The 18570-nt window shown below is 59.4% G+C and carries 25 protein-coding genes; 22 read left to right on the top strand and 3 right to left on the bottom strand.

All coding sequences use genetic code 11. The annotated features are described in order from the left end of the window. Positions 1-8: 8 nt before the first annotated feature. From AAIL68_RS08985 to AAIL68_RS08910, 16 genes are all read left to right on the top strand, one after another. Positions 9-365, top strand: coding sequence for a hypothetical protein (locus AAIL68_RS08985; protein WP_347139440.1), 357 nt, complete (start codon positions 9-11; stop codon positions 363-365). Next, complete coding sequence (locus AAIL68_RS08980) at positions 362-712, top strand: head-tail connector protein (protein ID WP_347139439.1); 351 nt, start codon at positions 362-364, stop codon at positions 710-712. The genes AAIL68_RS08985 and AAIL68_RS08980 overlap by 4 nt, the downstream gene beginning before the upstream one ends. After that, on the top strand, positions 699-1028 hold the full coding sequence (locus AAIL68_RS08975) for a head-tail adaptor protein (RefSeq protein ID WP_347139438.1): 330 nt from the start codon (positions 699-701) through the stop codon (positions 1026-1028). The genes AAIL68_RS08980 and AAIL68_RS08975 overlap by 14 nt, the downstream gene beginning before the upstream one ends. Next, positions 1025-1411, top strand: a complete 387-nt coding sequence (locus tag AAIL68_RS08970; RefSeq protein ID WP_347139437.1) for a DUF3168 domain-containing protein — start codon at positions 1025-1027, stop codon at positions 1409-1411. Before AAIL68_RS08975 ends, AAIL68_RS08970 begins: the two co-directional genes overlap by 4 nt. 2 nt (positions 1412-1413) lie before the next feature. Next, complete coding sequence (locus AAIL68_RS08965) at positions 1414-1833, top strand: HK97-gp10 family putative phage morphogenesis protein (RefSeq protein ID WP_347139436.1); 420 nt, start codon at positions 1414-1416, stop codon at positions 1831-1833. A 12-nt stretch (positions 1834-1845) separates the two neighbouring features. Further along, a complete protein-coding gene (locus AAIL68_RS08960; RefSeq protein WP_347139435.1) occupies positions 1846-2040 on the top strand; it encodes a hypothetical protein in 195 nt (64 codons plus the stop codon). Then, positions 2027-2479, top strand: a complete 453-nt coding sequence (locus AAIL68_RS08955) for a phage tail tube protein (protein ID WP_347139434.1) — start codon at positions 2027-2029, stop codon at positions 2477-2479. The genes AAIL68_RS08960 and AAIL68_RS08955 overlap by 14 nt, the downstream gene beginning before the upstream one ends. Beyond that, a complete protein-coding gene (locus AAIL68_RS08950) occupies positions 2479-2865 on the top strand; it encodes a gene transfer agent family protein (RefSeq protein ID WP_347139433.1) in 387 nt (128 codons plus the stop codon). The genes AAIL68_RS08955 and AAIL68_RS08950 overlap by 1 nt, the downstream gene beginning before the upstream one ends. Positions 2866-2900: 35 nt before the next feature. Beyond that, on the top strand, positions 2901-3071 hold the full coding sequence (locus AAIL68_RS08945; protein WP_347139432.1) for a hypothetical protein: 171 nt from the start codon (positions 2901-2903) through the stop codon (positions 3069-3071). Then, a complete protein-coding gene (locus tag AAIL68_RS08940) occupies positions 3064-5490 on the top strand; it encodes a hypothetical protein (protein ID WP_347139431.1) in 2427 nt (808 codons plus the stop codon). Before AAIL68_RS08945 ends, AAIL68_RS08940 begins: the two co-directional genes overlap by 8 nt. Continuing rightward, entirely contained in the window at positions 5487-6146 is a 660-nt protein-coding gene (locus AAIL68_RS08935; protein ID WP_347139430.1) for a hypothetical protein, read from the top strand. Before AAIL68_RS08940 ends, AAIL68_RS08935 begins: the two co-directional genes overlap by 4 nt. Then, the gene (locus AAIL68_RS08930) at positions 6146-6733 is read left to right on the top strand and encodes a hypothetical protein (RefSeq protein ID WP_347139429.1); all 588 of its coding nucleotides are present in this window, start codon (positions 6146-6148) and stop codon (positions 6731-6733) included. Before AAIL68_RS08935 ends, AAIL68_RS08930 begins: the two co-directional genes overlap by 1 nt. After that, a complete protein-coding gene (locus tag AAIL68_RS08925; protein WP_347139428.1) occupies positions 6730-7122 on the top strand; it encodes a hypothetical protein in 393 nt (130 codons plus the stop codon). Before AAIL68_RS08930 ends, AAIL68_RS08925 begins: the two co-directional genes overlap by 4 nt. After that, complete coding sequence (locus AAIL68_RS08920) at positions 7122-9176, top strand: hypothetical protein (protein WP_347139427.1); 2055 nt, start codon at positions 7122-7124, stop codon at positions 9174-9176. The genes AAIL68_RS08925 and AAIL68_RS08920 overlap by 1 nt, the downstream gene beginning before the upstream one ends. Before the next feature lie 58 nt (positions 9177-9234). Next, on the top strand, positions 9235-11655 hold the full coding sequence (locus tag AAIL68_RS08915; protein WP_347139426.1) for a metallophosphoesterase: 2421 nt from the start codon (positions 9235-9237) through the stop codon (positions 11653-11655). 263 nt (positions 11656-11918) lie between these two features. Continuing rightward, positions 11919-13064 carry a glycosyltransferase family 61 protein gene (locus AAIL68_RS08910; RefSeq protein ID WP_347139425.1) on the top strand — a complete coding sequence of 382 codons (1146 nt, stop codon included), beginning with the start codon at positions 11919-11921 and terminating at the stop codon, positions 13062-13064. A gap of 16 nt (positions 13065-13080) precedes the next feature. Here the strand turns inward: AAIL68_RS08910 and AAIL68_RS08905 are convergent, their stop codons facing one another. Then, positions 13081-13443 (bottom strand): hypothetical protein, encoded by a 363-nt coding sequence (locus tag AAIL68_RS08905; RefSeq protein WP_347139424.1) that lies wholly within the window; start codon positions 13441-13443, stop codon positions 13081-13083. A 599-nt stretch (positions 13444-14042) separates the two neighbouring features. On the opposite strand from AAIL68_RS08905, the gene AAIL68_RS08900 reads away from it, so the two are divergent. The 3 genes from AAIL68_RS08900 to AAIL68_RS08890 are packed head-to-tail and all read left to right on the top strand — an operon-like array spanning position 14043 to position 14880. After that, positions 14043-14315 (top strand): hypothetical protein, encoded by a 273-nt coding sequence (locus AAIL68_RS08900; protein WP_347139423.1) that lies wholly within the window; start codon positions 14043-14045, stop codon positions 14313-14315. Next, positions 14312-14491 (top strand): hypothetical protein, encoded by a 180-nt coding sequence (locus tag AAIL68_RS08895; protein ID WP_347139422.1) that lies wholly within the window; start codon positions 14312-14314, stop codon positions 14489-14491. Before AAIL68_RS08900 ends, AAIL68_RS08895 begins: the two co-directional genes overlap by 4 nt. After that, positions 14482-14880, top strand: a complete 399-nt coding sequence (locus AAIL68_RS08890; protein ID WP_347139421.1) for a hypothetical protein — start codon at positions 14482-14484, stop codon at positions 14878-14880. Before AAIL68_RS08895 ends, AAIL68_RS08890 begins: the two co-directional genes overlap by 10 nt. A gap of 81 nt (positions 14881-14961) precedes the next feature. On the opposite strand, the gene AAIL68_RS08885 is transcribed toward AAIL68_RS08890, so the two are convergent. Further along, positions 14962-15285, bottom strand: coding sequence for a hypothetical protein (locus AAIL68_RS08885; protein WP_347139420.1), 324 nt, complete (start codon positions 15283-15285; stop codon positions 14962-14964). A gap of 11 nt (positions 15286-15296) precedes the next feature. On the opposite strand from AAIL68_RS08885, the gene AAIL68_RS08880 reads away from it, so the two are divergent. The 3 genes from AAIL68_RS08880 (at position 15297) to AAIL68_RS08870 (ending at position 16948) form a co-directional block, all read left to right on the top strand. Then, entirely contained in the window at positions 15297-15920 is a 624-nt protein-coding gene (locus AAIL68_RS08880; protein WP_347139419.1) for an N-acetylmuramoyl-L-alanine amidase, read from the top strand. 2 nt (positions 15921-15922) lie between these two features. Further along, positions 15923-16456, top strand: a complete 534-nt coding sequence (locus AAIL68_RS08875) for a hypothetical protein (RefSeq protein ID WP_347139418.1) — start codon at positions 15923-15925, stop codon at positions 16454-16456. Positions 16457-16630: 174 nt separating this feature from the next. Then, the gene (locus AAIL68_RS08870) at positions 16631-16948 is read left to right on the top strand and encodes a hypothetical protein (RefSeq protein WP_347139417.1); all 318 of its coding nucleotides are present in this window, start codon (positions 16631-16633) and stop codon (positions 16946-16948) included. A gap of 239 nt (positions 16949-17187) precedes the next feature. Here AAIL68_RS08870 and AAIL68_RS08865 read toward each other — a convergent pair whose 3' ends face one another. Further along, on the bottom strand, positions 17188-18054 hold the full coding sequence (locus tag AAIL68_RS08865) for a DUF6232 family protein (RefSeq protein ID WP_347139416.1): 867 nt from the start codon (positions 18052-18054) through the stop codon (positions 17188-17190). Between the last annotated feature and the right edge of the window lie 516 nt (positions 18055-18570).

The raw sequence follows: 18570 nt of genomic DNA, 5'->3' as shown, positions 1-18570 counted from the left end.
AACATCCCATGTCGAAGATCACGATCACGCCGCTGCGCCAGCAGACCGGCGTATACGGCACCGTCCGCGCGCACCAGCCTGTGGAACTCGATGCCGAACAGGCTCAGCAGCTGGTGAAGACCGGTCGTTGGGTGAAGGGCCTGACCGATGAAGCGAAGCGCCTTCAAGAGGGCGTGGCGCAACGGGTCGCCGATGAGGCCGCGGCCAAGGTCCGGGCTGAGGAGCAGGCACAAGCCGATGCAGAAGCTGCCCGCTTGGCTGAGGAGGAAAAAGCCAAGGCAGATGCTGATGCGGCCGCCGCGGCGCCGGGCAAGGCTGAAGCTGAAACCTCGGGCAAGGCTAAGACGGCGAAGGCTGACAAATGATCGTCGGGGCGGCTGACCTACAGCGCCATCTGCGTGCCTCGGATGACCAGTTGATGCTGGTGCAGACCATCGGCGAAGCTGCTGAAGTTCAGGTGCGGCATTGGATTGGCCGGCCCTTCTACGAAAAGACGCAAGATCTGCCGCAGCCTGGCGATCCTGAATACGATCCTATGCAGATCGTCGCAGATGGGGCGATCAAGGTGGCGATCATGAAGATCGCCTTCACTCTCTACTGGAGCCGCGGCGGCAATGGCGATGTGGTTGCGCCAGCGGTTCCACCAGCCGACGTACAGGCGCTCCTGGCCGGCCATCGTGTTTTCGCGAGGACCTGTGATGACGGGCAATGATCTTTGCGATCGCGTGATCCTGCTCGAGCCGTTCAAGAGCAAAGACGAGGACGGTCGCGTCATTCAGCTTTATCAGGAGCGCGGCGCCGTCTGGGCGAACATTCAGCATCGCCCCGGAAGTGAAGCCTTTCAGCAGGCGCGCATGGAGGCGAAGGACCCGGCCACGATTGCTGTTGAGGTTGATTCGCTGACACAACGCATCACCTCGGAATGGCGGATCGAGACGCCTACCAGGCGCTACGAGGTCAAAGGTAATCCGTTTCTCTCGCAGGATCGCCAATTCCTCATCATGCAGGTCGAGGGGCATCGGAAATGAAATCGGGTCGTGCCCTGCGCCGCCTGGTGATCGCGCGGATCGAGGATCAGGTGCCGGATCTGGCCGGCAAGGTCTACGACCAGGCGACCGCGACGGACGAGCACCCTTACTGCACGCTCGGGCCCTCGGATTGGCGTCCGGACGATGGCGACTGCATCAAAGGCAAGATCTGGTCCTTGCAGATTGATGTCTGGGACGAAGGCTCGCGCAAAAGCCGGGTTGAAGATCTGTGCGACGAGATCAGCGCCGCCCTTGGTGACTTCGAGGCGGAGGGCGATTTTGCCATGCACCCGATCGGGGTGACGCTTGTTCGCGTCATGGACGATCCGTCCGGTGATGTGCATGGCGTCGTGCAGATCGAAGTTTCGCTGGAAGAGGCCTGATCGTGGTCGATGATCGCGGCCTGAAGCGGAAGCTGCGCGCCGTCCCGGACGTGGTTCTGAAGGCCGTCCGGGCGCAGATGGAAGACGGGGCCAGCCTGATCGTGCGCGAGATGAAGGCTCTTGCGCCTTACGAGACTGGCGCCCTACGCGACAGCATCGGCTGGACGTGGGGTAACGCGCCGAAAGGCTCGCTGTCGATCGCTTCAGTCAAGGGGCGAGTCGCCGGTCTGTTCATCACGATCTATGTCGGTACGCGAGACAAGTCGTTGGGAGACCAGGACGCCTATTATGCCCGCTGGCAGGAGTTCGGCACCAAGAACATGCCCGCGAACCCGTTCTTCTTTGTGGTCTGGCGGGCCAACCGCCGCAGCTTTCGCTCGGGCATCAACCGGGCGGTCCGCAATGCCGTGAAAACCATCTGACAGGAGCAGCACATGCCGCAGCCAAAGAGCACGCGCTTTCGCGCGACAAAGTCGTTTGACTTCATCCCACGCCCAAACGTCGTGAAGACGTTCGAGGCCGGGAAGGAATACGAGGGCCTTACCGCCGCCATGATCGAACGTGGCCAGCAGCTGGGCGCACTCGAGGAAATTCCCAGCCTGAAGGAAGAGACCAATGGCAAAGCCTAAGACGTTCCGTGGGTCGCTCGTCGCCTTGTACTTCGAAGACCCTGATAGCGCCGGCCAGTTCCTGAAGCCCTGCGGGCTGACGGAACACACGGCGACGTTCACCAAGAACATGAACGAGGTGGATGTCCCGGACTGCGATGATCCGGATCTGCCGTCATGGATCGAACGCGAGGTGTCGTCACTGGACTTCTCGGTCACAGGCTCCGGGGTCCTGGCTGCCGACGCAGTGGACAAGTGGTGGGACATCTTCAACCGAAGCGAGTCGGTGCGGGCGCGAATGTATATCGGCAAGATCGATGACATCGCGAACGGTCGATACTGGGCAGGCAACATCCATGTCTCGCAGTTGGAGATCTCCGGCAATCGCGGCGAGAAGGCACAGGTCTCGCTGACTGCCGCATCCGATGGCGAGATGACCTATCACGAGATCACGGCCTGATGCGTGAGCCGATCGTCCTGAACTGGGCAGGGGGGGAACATCCCTTTCTGCTGCGCATCGGCGAGATGATCGCCTTGGAAAAGGCTTGCGGCTCGGGCATTGCCCCTGTGTTCGCACGCCTGCGTTCGTCACTGACCGGTGCGCCCACTTGGCATGTCGCCGATATCACCGAGACCCTGCGGCTTGGCATGATCGGGGGCGGCATCCCGCGGCAGGAGGCGCAGGAGATTGTCAGCGTCACGGTGGATCGCGTTGGCCTTATGGCGCTTGCTCCGACCGCCATGTCCGTCCTGTTTGCCTCGCTCAAGTCAGACGGGGATGAAGAGGAAGACGACGGAGACACTGCGGACAGCAAGCAGAAAAAAAAAGTGACCCGTCAGCCCTGATCGACGCGGAAGAGCTCTACGGCAACGGTGCCGTCATGGGGTTCACCCCGCGCGAGGTGCAGGAGATGACGCTGGACGAGTTCGCGGCTTGCGTTGCGGGATGGAACCGCGCCCAGGGGACCGGCCCCGCACCGGACCTCAACTCCGATGATTATGGCGCGCTCTGCGCACTGACCGACATGTTCAACGAGGCCCCTGATGAATGAGCAGAGCGATCTGGCGATTGATATCGGCGTGGCCATGCAGAAGCTGAACCGGCAGCTCGCACGTGTCGAGAATGATTTCCAGAAGGCGGCACGAAAGCAGGAGCGTGAATTCGCCCGTGCCAATGACCGGATCGCCAAGGATTTCGACAAGCTGCGGGACAGTGCCAATGCCTCGCTGTCCAAGATCGCCCTGCCGAAGGCAATGACGGCGCTTGGCGGGCTTGGCGGGGCGTTCCTCGGCGGGTTTGCGGTCGGCAGCGTGGGCGAGATCGTGCGCAGTTCGCGGGAGGTTGTGCGCAGCATTGCCGAGATCGGCAACGAGGCGCAGCGGGCGGGCCTCTCGGCTGAGGCGTTCCAGGAATGGAAGTTCGTGGCCGACCAAAACCGGATCGGGGTCGATGCCCTGGTCGACGGCTTCAAAGAGCTGTCCTTGCGCGCCGACGAGTTGATCGTGACCGGGGCGGGACCAGCTGCCGAAGCCTTTGCACGCCTCGGCTATCGTGCCGAAGATCTGAAGGAGAAGCTTCAGGATCCGTCAGCCCTGATGCTGGAAATCTTGGGGCGGCTGCAAGGCTTCGACAAGGCCGCGCAGATCCGGATCGCAGATGAAATCTTTGGCGGCACCGGCGGCGAACGCTTTGTGGAACTTCTGGGCCAAGGTCAGGGCGCGCTGCAAGCGACCATCGACAAAGCGCATGAGACCGGCGCTGTCCTCGACGCCGAACTGATCGCCAAGGCGGATGAGATCGATCGCAAGTTCAGCCAGCTGACGGCAAGCGCGGCAACCTTCGCCAAGGCTGCGGTGGTCAACCTGGTGGCGGCTGGAGCGGAACTGACCGACCTGCGCGCCCGACTCGATGGCATCTTTGCCAACGAGGATGAAGGCAGGGCCATCCTGGGCGATGAAGTCTATGACGCCCTGTCGGCAAACCGCGACCTGGTGGAACAGAACGAAGAGGCGCTTGCCCGCCTCGATGAGCGCTATGCCACCCTGGCCGAAGAAGCAGGCCGGGCAGGCGTGGCGATGATCGACGCCATCAGCAGGCTCGACAGCTTGGGCTATGACACGGCAGCCGATGCCCTGCGCGTGGCCTATGAGGAAATGCAGAACCTCGTCCAGGCCTTCCGTGATGGCGAGATCAGCGGCGAGGATTTCACTGTCAAGCTGGGCGAGATTGAGGCGGCGGCGGTTGATGCCTTCGGTGCCTTGGAGGCAGGTGACCGCACCACGTTCGAGGGCGTCATTTCGCAGCTTGGCCGTCTGGGGAGCGTCATTGCTTCTGTCACCAGCCTAGCCAACAGCATGGGCGCGGCCATTGCCCGGGCGGCAGGAACAACGCCGGACCAGAAGGCCACGCAGGCCATGCGCGACCGGCATGCGGCCGAGGCTGCCAGCATGGACAGCATGGAGGCGCAGCGCGAGGCCCTGGAAGGCTTCACCGCAGCCGAGGAGGCTCGCAACAGCGCCACGGCGGAACAGCTTGCCCTGCAACGCGAGATCGAGGCCGTCAGGAAGCGCGCAGGCGAGGCAGGAGTCACCCTGACCCACCAGCAGGCCAATGATCTTGCTGCAGCCTCTCTGGCGGGCGCCGCAGCCCGTAGCGCTGCGGGTAAGAAGGGCAGCTCGAAAAGCGGCAAAGAAGGCAAGGCCAAGGCCGACGAGTTCACGAAGGAAGTTCAGGCTATCCGCGACCGCACCGCAGCCCTCGAAGCTGAAGCGGCAGTTCTGGTGGCGGTGGCGGCGTCCGGAAAGGAATACGGCGACGCTCTGGAGTTCGCCCGCAAGAAGGCAGAGCTGCTGCACGCGGCAACGCAGGCGGGAAAGGAGATCACGCCTGAACTGGAAGCAGAGATCGACAAGATGGCAGAGGCCTATGTCCAGGCAGGTCTGAAGGCGGAAGGCGCCGCCGAGAAGCTGGACCAGATCAAGGAACGCAGTCGCGCGGGCAAGGATGCCTTGACCGACTTATTCGGCTCGATCTTCGACGGATCCATGTCGGCCAAGGAAGCTGTCGGCCAGTTGTTGATGGAAATCGCCAAGATGCAGTTCATCAAGAGCATGATGGGCCTGCCCGGCATGGGCGGTGTGGCCGCAAGCATTGGCGGGCTTCTGGGTTTCCAGGCTGGGGGCTATACGGGAAACATGCCTCGCAGCGCCGTCGCAGGGGTGGTTCACGGCGGGGAATACGTCATGTCCGCTCCAGCAGTGAAGCGCATAGGCTTGCCGACGCTAGAAGCTCTGCACCGGGGCGGATCAGTCGGCAGCGTCCCCAAGATCGAGATCATCAATAATGCCCCCGGCGTTCAGGTGACACCCGAATACGTCACCGAAGATCGGGTTCGCCTGATCGTCGCCCAAGGTGTCGCAGGTGCGAGCCGCGCGCAACAGGACAGCCAATATCTGCGGAACGGCCGATGAGAGTGGCGTTCCCTTATCCCGTCCGGCTGCAATCCTCGCTGCCCCGGCTGGAGGGCCAGCGGCTCGGCACGTTCACGAACATCGACGGCGAGGCCTTCGCGCGTCCCTCGTTGAACGGCTTCTGGCGTGTGGAGATGTCGGTCGTGGCGCGAAAAAAGCAGGCCCACCTTGCACTGTCGTCCTTCGTCACGGCGATGTCCGGCCATGCCTGCTGCGTCGTGCCGATCTGCACGCCGTGGCGTCCGAATGACGCGAACGGCCGTCCGCTGGCCCGTGGCGGGGTGGCTCCGGAATACACGCTGGATCACGTAGGCTTTGTGAACGATCCGTTCGACGGCTTCACCCTGCGCGCCCCGGCGTCGCGCCGTGACAGCTTTATCGACGTGAACAAGCCCGCCCTGTCGCATCTCTGGCCGGGCATGTTCGTCACCATCGGGGAGCGGCTGCACCAGGTCGTGAACGTCAGCGCCATTGACGAAAGCGACACAGCCTGCCGCGTGTCCGTCATGCCACCGATCCGGGGCAACCATGACGCCGGAACGGTTGTGGTCGTGGATCAACTCAAGCTGCTCTGCGCAATGGAAAGCGGGGACCAGATCGGGCTGGATACCTCGCCCATCAAGACCGCGCGGCTGTCGTTCATCGAGGCCTTCTGATGTCTGCGATCCACGACATCCCTGACGAGCAGCTGCGTCGGGGCGACATTGCCTGCACGATCCTGTGCCAGATGGATTTCCGTGCCAACCCGCAGCGGTGGTGGCTGGGCTACGGGCCGCTGACGGCCGGGGGCGTGGAATACCAGGGCACGGGAGACGTGATCAAGATCAGCGCCATGAACATCACCTACGGGATGTCGGCTGGCATGGTTCGATTCAGCATCCCGAATGCCTCACCGGAAATGGTGGCGCGGTGCGACAACCAGGCCGTCGAGGTCAACAATCGCCTGTGCCGGATCTTCTACCAGCTGTTCAGCACGATTGAGCGGGGCGATGACCACGCCGGGCGGCTGATTGGCGACCCGATCAGCATCTTCACAGGCCGGATGCGGGATATGCGCAGCACCTCCACGCCGGATAGCCGCAGCATTGAATTGGAAGCCTATGGGCGGCTCTCCCGGCAGGGCAAGCCTGCCTATGGCCGGTGGACCGATGCGGACCAGCGGGCGCGGTATCCCGGCGATACGGGGCTGGGATTGCTGGCAAGCTTGCGGGATAAATCGGTTGTCTGGGTTCCTGGGTCGTGATCCGGCCCGCAACAGAAGCAGACATTCCGCGCATCGTGGACATGGTAGCGCGGCTGGTGGCGGCTGTGGACGGCCCGCAGAAGCTTTGTCGCATCAGGACAGGCCAGACGCTCGCGGGGCTTATAACATCGCCTGACGGCTTCTTAGCGGTATCGGATCACGGCTTCATCGCCGCAACCATCACGCAGACGGTTATCAGCCCCGACCCGTGCGCTGTCGAATTAGGATGGTGGGCCGAGCGCGACGGGTTGTCACTGCTCAAGGCTTTCGAGGAGTGGGCCGACCGCAAGGGCGCGACCCTCAAGAAAATGTCCTGCAAGGGCGGCACAGCGCAACGCATCCTTGAACGGGCCGGATATCGGGCGGCGGAAACGGCAATGGTGAAGTAATGGCGATTTTTTCCGCGATTGCCTACGGCATCGGCTACACCGTGGGCTTTCTCGGGGCCGCTGCGGGCTTATCGACAACCACGATCCTGTCGCTGGCCACTGTCGCCACGAACGTCATCGGGTCCGTCTCTCTCAACCTGGTGGCACGGGCACTTGCCCCCAAGCCGACCATTCCGCAGACGGAAATCAAGGCGATCATCAATCAGGTGGATGCGCCCCGGCGTATCTACGTCGGCCGCTACATGGCGGGCGGGATTCGGGCGTTCTTCGACGTGAAGGGCGCGGCGCTGTATCAGTTGATCCTGCTGAACCACGGGCGGATCGACCGCTTCATCAGCTTCTGGATGGACGGGAAGAAGGTCAGCCTAGACTCGGACGGCAACGTCACCAGCGGGAATGCGGCCAACTGGACGCGGGTCTATACGCGCGACGGCGCGGCGCTCGGCGGCAACTACACGCCTCTGACGGCCAACTTCGGGTATTGGAGCGCCAACCGGCGTATTCAAGGGCAGGCCACGTTCCTGGTGCGGATGTGGATGCCCAAGGCCGAGGACTTCATGAAGGTCTTTCCGAAGTCCTATAACACGTCCTGGCAGTGGGAGTTTGACAGTTCTGCGGTCTATGACCCTCGCACCGGGCAGACGGCCTACAAGGACAATGCGGCGCTTGTCGAAGCATTCTATCTTACCCACCAAGACGGATACCGGCTGACTCCTGCGGAAATGAACTGGGCCAGCTTTTCGGCAATGGCTGATGTTTCGGACATCCCGATCCCGCAGAAGAAGGGAGGCACTGCCCCCAACCTGCGCCTCTGGGGTTACTGGACGCTGGACGAGGAGCCGTCGCAGGTTCTGGACCGGATGCACACCAGCAGCGGCATCCGCCCCTATGAGATGCAGGATGGGCGCATTGGCCTGATCGGCGGGCCGTTCGGTGAGCCTGCCTGCACGCTGACGGCCAAGGACATCGAGGAAATCCAGACCAGCGAGGCTATCAGCGAACGCGAGGGATACAACGTCCTGCGCATCTTCCACCTGGATCCGAAGCAAAACTACGAGATCATGGAAGTGGCGGAATGGCGGGATGAAAGCCGCCTCGCAGTCGAGGGTGAAATCCCGCAGGAATACCGGCTGGAGATGTGCCCGAACCTGTCACAAGCCCGGCGCTTGGCAAAGCGGCAGATGCACGATGACAACCGCCAGAAGATCACGATCATCACCAACCTTGTCGGCCTCAAGGCACGCTGGCCCCGTTTCCACGGGCAGCGCCATACGATCCTGTTGGACTATCAGCCCGAGGATGGGTCGGGCCGCATCATTCAGGGCGAATACGAGGTGCTGGATCACGAATTTGACCCGGTGGAGATGAAGTGCCGGATCGAACTGGGGCGCGTCAGTCGGGCATCCGAAGCATGGGAGCCAGCCGATGAGGGCGAAAGCACTGCCGATCTGCCTGACGACGAAGGCAACCCGGCCCCGCTGATGACTGCCACCCTGACGCAGCGCGTCGTCCAGGTCAGCGCAGGGACGCGGCAGGCCATCCTGCAAGTGGAGGCAGCAGCCATCCCGGAGCGGGAAGACCTGACCATCGAGGCGGAATATCGCAAGGCCGGTGACAGCGCTTGGCAGAAGATGGTGACGACCGATCTGCGGGCACAATCCGGCGCCGTGGAGGATGGGGCAACCTATCAGGTGCAGGTCCGGTGGAAGGGCGTCTTTGACGGCGTGGCCCCGCGCATCCCGCTTGGACCGATCACGATCCAGATCGACGCCACGCCGCCGGGCCAGCCGACCGAACTCATGCCCGCCGGGACCAGCGGCATCAGTTGGCGCAACCCGGCAGGCAGCTTCTACGCCATCCGCATCTATCGCGGTGCGACGAATAACCTGGCGAATGCAGCCTTCATCCACCCCGTGACAGGCGGGGCGTCGGGGCAACTTTCGGAATACAACGATCCGGTCGAGCCGGGCACCTATTACTATTGGGTGCGCGCCGCCAACGTGTCGGGCGTTGAGGGGCCTGCTGCTGGCCCTGTGCAGATTACCACGACCTGAACTCCGCACTAACACACCACAGGCCCGCTCAAGGCGGGTCTTTTTGCATGAGGCCGATATGCCCGAGACTTATCGCGAATTCATCAATCGCATCTTGCGCGATCACGAAGGTGGCGATCCGTCAACTTACCCTATGGGGGATCGGTCCACGGCCCGCAAGCCTATTTACAACCGCGATCTGCGTGAGGCTTTCCTCGCAGGCGAGACGGCGACAGAAAGTGCAACCCAAGCTGCAGCCGACGCTGCAGCTGCGGCTGCAGCCGCCAATGGTGTTCTAGGAAATGCGCTGAAGCGAAAGCCCGCCAAACAGAAGTGGGTCATCATGGCAGACGGCCAGCCGGCCACTTCTATGCAGCGGGAACGAGTCACTGGACTCATTGCAGATATTGCCGCCAAGCATCCTGACGCCTTCGCGACGATCTACGCGGGCGACATCGCACATCGGGGGAACGTGCCTACGGGTGACGGCTGGTGGTCTGAAGCGCCGATCCTGTATGATACACTGTTGCGCGACCTGGAGGCATTGCCGACGCCGAAGTCTCGGACGTTCTACATCGCCGGAAACCATGACATTAACTATGGAAGCGGCGGCGTCCCGGAAGAATTCACCTGGAACGAGTTTCTGAAATGGTTTGACCGGCACTTCTACCACGTCAAGATGGGCAACATTCTTTTTGTCTTCATGTCGCCCATGTCGCGCGCGACTGGTGGGCACATTGCAGACTATGTTGTTGATTGGTGGAAAGAGTTGGTCCGCTGTCACCAGGACTGCGTGATCGTCAATGTCACACATCACCCTATCCAGAATACCACGGCAGGCTCAACCACTAGCGGCGGTTCCCTTATCGGGTCTTCTCGCTTCACCGACATCCTGACCTCTGCGGCGTTCAAGTCTGACCTGTGGTTCTCAGGTCATACTGGCGGCAATTTCAACGACCCTGAAATTGTCGGACACGGCGACTGGTTCAACTGCCACTTTATCGGCGTGGACATGAACAGCGGCGCATTTGATGCCGAAACTGGATTTCCAGACTATCCAGCCAGTTATGTCACGATGGAGTTTACAGAGGGCAGTGATACGGTTGAATTTCATCGGTGGGCGGTCGGTCAACCAAGTCCCTCTAAATCTTGGACGAAAGTGGTCAAGCGCCCACTGCAACTGACTGAGGTGATCGAGTTCGACGGGCGGACTGCATTCGATCCGAAACACGGGATCGTGCAGGGGCCGATCAAGCAGGCATACAACATCCCGAAGCAGGTCGCTGCAGGTGCTGTTGTGCAAAACACCACGCCCGCTTGGATTTACGAGGCAATCCTGGAAGATCGCTTGAACCAAGACGTCAATGCCGGATCGGGCGGCGGCTTTCTGGTTCATGTCCCCGGTTCTGACATTGGAGGCGGCGCAAGTGAAATCTCTCCAGACCTGAACCACGCCTATGGTGTCGGCGCAGGCTGGGCTGCCGAGCGGCAGTCTGACAACGACACCGACTATTCAGCAGGCTTCTCGATATACGCATCCACGGCAGGAAAGAACTACGACAGCTTGCGCAGGTCGATCACGTTCCGCGCCGATCATGCACGTCTTGAATGGACTGACTACTCGTTCCGCATGGCGCACAGCAACGCGGGCGAACACGGTGTGAACTTCGCGCAGAGCACTGGGGGCGTATCCTGTGCGATTATGCCTCGCGGTGAAGGCGGTACGACCGGATGGAACAGTGCCTTCGCAATTATGGGCATCGGCAGAACTGCCGCAGGCCGATCAATCAACGCCGGGGGCACCATCAACGCCAGCGGTGCGGACTATGCCGAATACCGTGAAGTAAAGCCGCACCTCTACGGAGCGGTTACCAAAGGCGCGATGCTTGGGGTGGCGGCTGACGGTTTGCTCACAGACCGCTGGTCTAAGGTTGTGGGTCGGGTGTTCTTCAAATCTACCAATCCCAACTTGGTAGGGAATGATGGATGGGGGACGGAAGACGCGCTTTTCATCAAGTATGGCGTCGAGCCTGTGGGCGAAGAACCTGTTATCGAAGCGATGCCGCCATTCCGGTTCCCAGATGGCCCCGATCTTCCCGAGGGCCCGTTGACCCCTGAACAAGAGGCGGCGCTTCTCATCTACAACGAGGAGCGTGAAGCTGCGCTGGCTGAGTGGAAAGCTGAACTGGCAATGCGAGAAACGCAGGTTGAAGAAGCTCGTGCCGCGCGTGAACGCCGCAGAGCAATTATGGCGGATGTTCTGGAACAGGAGCGCATCAAATACGACCGCATAGCGTTTTGCGGCGTAGTTCCGACGCTTATCAACGCTACGACGGAAGATGTGGGGAAGTATGTGGTGCCGATCGAAGGGCCAGAAGACGGCATTGCCTGCAAACTGGTTCCCAAAGCGGAACTAACCTTGGCTGACTACATCGACTCCTGCGGCATTGTGGATACTGTTGAAGGAAGCCGCACGTTCGTTCTGATCAAAGTGGGGTGAGGCTAACGGCGCACCTGGTTGCGCCTAATAGGCTCTATACTATTTCATAGACACACCTGAAGCCTGCTTGGTTGACACGCGAGGTGTGGCAGCTAATGTCCCGTACTTCTTGATGGGGCAAGATGGATCACGCCAAAGTAAGATTGTCTCGAATGCGTCCTAACGCAGATCGCTCATGAACGGCATCAGTGATCTCCAAGATTCATTGAGGTAATTGATAACGGCTGAACTATCCATACAAACTGTGGAAAGAGGGATGTAGAATGAATGATGGTTTTCAGGATGAGGATATCGAACTAATTTGCCGCATCCATAAGCAGCCTTGGCCATACCTTTCCTGGGGGAAATCTGACAGGGTGACAAGAGTCCTTCGCATGCCTCCGCCACCGCCACAAAAGATTACCATGCCTAAGGTGTATGGCAGGAAAGAATTGCCTTTGGCGGATGCGCCAATCAAAGATATATATGAGCAAAAACCTCTTGATTTGAATAAATTTGAGGGCTGTATTTTGCTCCCTGGCAACGTGGTCCTTCAGGATGGTGACCCACCCACAGTTCTCAACCCCAGCTTCTATTTTGGTAGGCATAAATGGCATGGGTACATGAAGCGAACCTCGAAAGATGAGGATTCATACTCATACTTGAAAAATATTCCTGCAGAAGTTCGTCATGTCCCTCATCCAGTATACTTTGCTGACGCTGATCATCCAAAAGTATACGGACACGTTTTGTTCGATGTTATTGCCAAATGTTGGGCTTACGACCATGTGCCTAAAAATACACCTCTTGCGACCACCGTTAAGATGAACCGAACCTATGCAATGATGCTTGAGGCACTAGGAATGGATCCTTGGAATGTCATTCATATTGATCGTCCAACTGTCGTTCAGTCTGCTTATTTCCCAGGAATAACATTCGGGCGTAGGGACGGCGTCTATCCGCAAGCTTTAGAGGTTTATGATAAGATTTGTCGCCTGAGGCATCTTTCTGATGTGCCTAAAGTTGAGCGACTTTACATTTCCAGAACAAAAACGAAGGGAAGGAAGCTGGGGGTTGAACCGGAAATTGAACGTTGGTTCTCCGATAACGGATTCTCAATCGTGCATCCGCAGGATCTAAAGATAGAAGATCAAATTGCCTTGTTTTCGGGTGCTAAGATGATTGCCGGTACTGCCGGGTCAGCTATGCACAACGCAGTATTCTCTCCTCCAGAAACGAAAATATTGATCATTGGATCTTCCGGATGGTTGCACCTTGCGGATATATTCATTTCTCCCGTTGAGGGGAGGCTTGGATACGTTTTCGGTGATCCATTCGAGCCTGCAACCGATGGGCATCGCACTAGCGGTGCATGGTCGGTCGATATTGAGGATGTTAAATCTGGGGCTATAGAGCACTTCGGGCTATAAAGCCTTTCTTTTCGCGTTACAGGCTGGCTTGGTGGCTGCAGGCTCGATGCACCAGCCAGCCGGCTAGGCATCCCAAGGCTGCGCCGAATGTATCAGCTAAAAGATCACCTGCTTCCCGTTCACGATCCACAGATGGCTGGATCAGTTCAACCGCTGCCCCAGCACCCACCGCTGCGGGGAAGAGCCATCGGATCGCGCTAGGCCGCGCTGACGCAATAGGAACGGTCAAGGCGCCCCAGGCGAGCATGTGGTTGATCTTGTCGTTGAAGAGCGGTTTGAGCAGCAGCTTCTCGGAGGGCAAAAGCGTTAGTGCCGCCACAGTGGTGACGAGAATGCTCGTGAAGGCGATCGCCACATTTTCCACAGTTGAGTTGTTCATTGAGTTCTCCTGAATACGGGCCCTCAACCCCTTCCACCTCGACGGGTCGGAGCCGCGTGTCATCCGGCCCAAGCAGCCGGACGAATCTACGTCTACTCTGCAACGGCCGAAGGGTGGCCTGAAGGGCTGCTGTTCGGCATCTAACGCTCCTGCCCCTGATCCCTGGCGGTTCACCGAAACCGATCTGGTCGGGAACGTGACACCTGTCTCCATCCGCATGCGCGCCGCCGTATGAGCCATCAGGCAGAGACGATCCGCGCCATGCCATCGGCGGACTGTCGAACGCATGGCAATCAAGCGGCCCAAGCGCCTAGCAGGCCAGTTCTTCAGCATCATCCGGGATAGTCATCGTCGCGGCGGGGCAAAAACAACCAGGTACTCGGAAACCGAACCACCCGCCGCGACGAATCAGCGGGTCGGGCTCTTAGAGGCTAGGCAAACGTATGCCGGGCCGTCTCGGTGAAACTGCCTGGCAAGTTTCTCCTCGCGGATGATCATGTAGCCCAATCAAGCAAATAGCAGGATAAAATCATGCAGGATGGTCCGACGCCGCAGCCGTCGATTGCCTTTTTGTGCGCCACTATCGGAGGCGCGGCCTGATGGACCTCGCTGAATTCATCAAGGAAGTCGGCGGCGGCTTGGCTGGCGTCGTCATCGTGGTGCAGGGCTGGTTCAACTGGATCCAGTACAAGCGCAACAGCGAGCTGCAGGACAAGATGCTGGCCATGGCTGAAACCTCGGTCAAGGAAAGCCGCGATCTGCTGACCGACACCAACCGGACGACCAGTGCCAATACCGAGATCATGCGGCGCGCCGTGCAACTGCTCGAAGATCGCCGGGACGAGCGCCGGCTATTGGAGGATCGGCGATGATGGGGCGGCTCATCCGACAGTTGACCGGCCATGGCCGCCGCGAGGCCAAGGCCGACGAGATCATGCGCGAGTATGAGGCCGAGACCGCGCCTGAGAAGCGCGCCATCAAGGCGCGGGTCGCAGCTGTCGAGCGCCTCGTGAGGAAGTTGGAAGAGGACGTAACGGCATGGCACTGATCAGCGGCTTTCTGGCCATCATCATCACCCTTGGCTATCTGGCCGTGATCTATGCCTTCCGCGCGAGCTTTCGCGAACTGCGAAGCGCCACTTGGTGGTTCGCGATGGGCTTTGCGATCCTCGCAGGCGCCATCATCCTGCGCGCGATGTACTGGGATGTCGGCATGCCGCTGTTGCGGCTCTGGTATCCCGAAACCGCCGTCCAGTGGAGCGATGCGACGCGGGGACGGGCGATCAACATCGTCTTCAGCCTCATGAAGATGGCGGCTTTCCTCTGCGCGCTGAAGTGCCGCAAGGAGTTGATCCCGCCCGAGGAGCGCCACCTGTGGCCCTGGTGGAAGGCGTGGATGCACCCCAAGGCGATCAAGCTGCTGCCGTGGTACCGGTGACCAAGACGACTTCGTAGGGCAGGTCGCGGTCTGGCCTCACAGGCAGGACAAGGCCGAAGCTAGGGTGCTGACCTACATGGGCTATTGGATCAACCGTTTCGTCGGAACCTCGATCCGTCCCGCAAGCTCCCGCAAGATCTGGCTGGCCTTCATGTCGTCTTGATGCTCCAACCGTCGAGCATTGATCAGCAAGGCAAGCTGAAGTTCGCCTTCAGATCCCGGAAATTGCTCGGGTGAAGCTGAAGTAAGAAGCAGATCGAAGAGTTGCTCGATCACAGCGCAGAGAGAACGTTCGGACAAGTGCGTACCAGATAACAGGGTCTGCCGCCTGTTAGGCCGACAAAGCGGCCGAGTCACGAATTTTGATGGCATCACCTGCCCGCCCTGACCGGCGGGCTTTTTCATGGAGAAACGAGATGACGAAGGAAGCCTTCCGGTCGATCCAGACCGGACTGCACGCGCTTGGCTATGCGCCCGGGCCGATCGACGGGATCGACGGGCCGAAGACCCGCGCGGCCGCCCTAGCCTTCGGGCAGGGGACCCCGGCCAAGCCCGAGGCTGGCGTGATCAAGCCCACCACCACGGCGATGATCTACCAGGGTGCGGCGCGCCACCCGGTGCACGAGATCGTCGTGCATTGCAGCGCGACCCGGCCCGACTGGATGGAAGGGCGTCCGATCGCCGAGAAGGTCGCCGAGATCCGGCGCTGGCACCTGGCCAACGGCTGGAGCGACATCGGCTATCACTGGATCATCGATCGCGATGGCAAGGTCCTGGCGGGCCGGGCCGAGACGGTGATCGGCGCCGGGGTGGCCGGCCACAACAGCGGCGTGATCCATGTCTGCCTGATCGGCGGCCACGGCTCGGCCGAGACCGACAGCTTCGGCGATCACTTCACGCATCAACAGGACATGACCCTGCGCCAGATGATCGACGGGATCAGCGCGCGCACGCAGATCGAGCGGGTCAGCGGCCACAACGAATACGCCGCCAAGGCCTGCCCTGGCTTCAACGTTCCCGCATGGATGAAAGGAAAGTGAGTATGACCGTCCTCGCATGCCTTCTGTTCGCCGCCCTGGTCGCGGCGGTGCTGTTCCTGTGGCGGCCGGGGGCCGTCCTGTCCCTGATCCTGGTGCTGGCGGCCGCGCTGCCGGCGGCCGCCCAGTCGATCGCGCCGGTGGCCAATACCGTGATCGACCAGACGCAAGGGATCCTGGTGGCCTATCTGACCGAGATCATCGTCGCCGCCTTCTTCGGCTTTCTTGCCTGGATCGCCAAGACGCTGCGGATCAAGGTCGTGGAATACTTCAACCGCGATGCCATCCTGAGGGCCGTGACCAACTTCGCGAACGCGAACATCGATCTGCTGCAGGCCCGATACCTGGATGCGCAGAACCCGGACCTTCGCGATCTGATCGCCGACGGCATCGCGCACGTGACGACAGGAAGCCCGGATGCGGTGGCCGAGAGCAAGATCACCCAGGATCGGCTGGCCACGATTGTGGAAGGGGCGCTACGGGCGCGGGCATCCGGGTTGGCGCTGCCGTTGGTCAAGGCCGAGGTGGCTGCGCGGTAGGATGTAGGCAACGACACGATCGGCGCCGCTGGTCCTGCCGGCGGCGCCGATAGCAAGGGGAGGTCTGCATCCTAGACTCCAGGATTCAGCAAGCTTAGTTAGTCTCTGTACCCGACGCTGGAGGTCAGATTGACACTTCTTGTAACATCTACTCAGGATAGCCGTGTAAATCATATGCGCGCTCATGAACGCGACGATTACGAGTCTCTGGAAAGCTATTTGCGAAAGCAAGGCAGCATCAGCGAGAGTGACCTTATCCTGGAGGTGTGCTTCGAAACTCCGGAAGATCATGGTCAATCTGATCAACGACTCCGCATCTTTGTGGACGTCTGTGAACCGGATCAGGCGGGCAATCCCAGTTATATTAGGGAGGTCGAACTTGATCTAACTGCCGCTGACCTGTTCCGGTTTGTAAAGCGATTTGAGGTTGCGGAAATGAGTCATGGCCAAACTTTTCTTGATGAAGTGGTGCAGCACGAATGCCGCGAATAAATCCGTCTGAAAAAGAGGCCGCGCGGCGGTTCGGCACTGGCATCGTATAATGGCCGGAGCGACATCGGCTATAACTGGATTCTTGACTATAATGGCAACTGCATCGCCAAATGTAAGTGGCCCGGATCGCATAGTAGCGGTCCGGGCCGTATCAGCACACGCTGATTCAATGCGCTTTCCGTCAGACTATTCACCCGCCTTTTGGCCATGGGCAGAATAACCGCTCGAAGTGACCTATATCACGTCAGAAAATAGGCAACTCCTGCACCGATGACTTTGAACAGGCTCATGACCTTGTCCGATGTGTCGTAAACGTCGCAAACGCCTTTCAAACGGCCATAGGTTTTTTTCACCAGGTTCGGATCGGGGTCGGGTTTTGAAATTGCGTCACGCAATTCCTTCAGCTCGGCAACCACATCCTCGTTATTTTTTTCGGTCGAAATGCGAGCGAGTTCCTGAAGAGCTTTATTGAAGTCGTTCGTTAGAAAGATGATCTGCTCCGAAGTCAATCCCTTGTGTTCGGCAAAGTTTATCGAGTAATCATGGGTAATGTTTGTAGTAGAATTTAGGACATTGTGACTGTTGTCCTGAAACTGCCTGTTATCGATGTTAACGCTGTAGTTGATCGCAGTGCCAGTGGAGGATAGTGCTTTAAACACTACGTCCTTTAGTTTGCTCATGAATTCTTTGTCGATCGACCATAGAAGCGAGACGCTGCCAGAGTTTGTCTGAAGCTCCAATCCGTATTCTGTAACTTGCTCGATTGGACGCTTGCGCCCGCGAAGCCAGACAATTATTGCAATGGCGCGCATCCCCCACGCTATCAAAGAGTAGCTTTCTGAATAATACCCCTCGAAACCAGGAAATAATGCAATCCAGTAGAATTCTGGAATGCCAAGCACATGCGGTCCGTTAATTAGGACAAGGTATAGGACCGGAAGAACCAGCAACATCAGCGCCAAACGGTTGTGCCTCTTCCGACGCTTCTTATATTCCGAACTTGCCATGTAGTAATCCTGTCGACGCTCTATCAGCCCCGCCGACGAGATATTCTTGATTGGGTATATGCGATCATTGTAAACAATTGCTTCGCTGTTTATCTGCATGGACGAGCACCTCTCTTCTTGAGCTTCTTAGTCGATGAAGCATTTTAGTTGTGTGAAAGCAACAGGTTCTAATAAATGTCCAGTTTGGGACGGGTTAGATGCTTTTGGTGCGGCGATCGCGTCCACCCCGAGGCTACTTGTAGTGCTACTCTGCCAGTAGAATGGGTTAGTTTTAGGTGGTGTTCACGGGAGGTGCCGTGATGAGAGCGTCCACAACAGACTGGCAGGCTGCCTTTGAGGCTCGGCGCAACTTTCTTGGCTTGGCAGGATCGAGCAGCGCCGATAGACACCTTTGCATCTCCTGTGGGTGCTCGGGCCGGGCGAGCGCAAGAGCATCGAAATAGTGGTCGCTGGCATGGCGCTCGGAGGCTTTCAGCAGCTTCAGTATTTCATCCGCCTCGCCTTATCGGTAGGAGTCGCTTGATAGGAGTAGGGGTTCACCTGGGCGGTGGGCACCCTGCCACATATCAACGTTGACCTGCCGAACACCGCACTAACGTCACGCCGCGACAATGC

The sequence above is a fragment of the Paracoccus sp. SSK6 genome (assembly GCF_039770665.1).
GTDB lineage: Bacteria > Pseudomonadota > Alphaproteobacteria > Rhodobacterales > Rhodobacteraceae > Paracoccus.
This window is presented reverse-complemented; position numbering and strand designations above follow the sequence as displayed.